A 619-nucleotide genomic window follows, 5' to 3' on the forward strand; every position below is an offset into this window, starting at 1 on the left:
ATATATAAATTTTATTTTTGTTTTCAATTAATGGATTCAAGAAACTCATAGTCTTTATATTGATTAAAAATTCTAATACGAGTCCCATTGATATCCAAAATATACAGTTTACAATTATATAAGCAGTGAAATAAATTACATAATTTAAGGTAAAACTAAGATGCTTCAATATATAGGAATTAGGACTTATTATAAATATGGAATAAAAAATCCCGAGAGGAATCCACAAGCTTAAAATTCCGAGAAAAATTTCCCCTAATTTTATAGTCGGAGATTTCTTTGAAAAATCTCCGTTGAAAAATCTCTTATATAGATTCCATTTTATACTTTGGGATATTATTAGAAGAATTGAAAAAGTTATGATCATATATAAAATGTAAAATATGAATTCTTTAAACAGGTAAAGTTGATTATATGCAAAAACTTTTACAGTTAAGAATATAAGTATAAATATAAATATAAGCATGAGATTTTTAACATCTAATATAAATTTAAACTTTCCCTTAATTTTCATTCTATTCCATTCTTCACAATAATAATTCATCATTTCTCCTCGCTCAAGAATTATTTGATAATAACAGTATATTTAACGATAAGATTATTTGATAATATTATTTTT

The 619-nt window shown here is 22.5% G+C and carries 1 protein-coding gene; it reads right to left on the bottom strand.

Annotated features, from left to right (window positions below; all coding sequences use genetic code 11):
* On the bottom strand, positions 1-544 hold a 544-nt coding region (locus J5G60_RS18640; protein WP_207876665.1), incomplete at its 3' end, for a hypothetical protein.
* Between the last annotated feature and the right edge of the window lie 75 nt (positions 545-619).

Source organism: Clostridium sp. HV4-5-A1G (assembly GCF_900184915.1).
GTDB lineage: Bacteria > Bacillota > Clostridia > Clostridiales > Clostridiaceae > Clostridium_B > Clostridium_B aromativorans.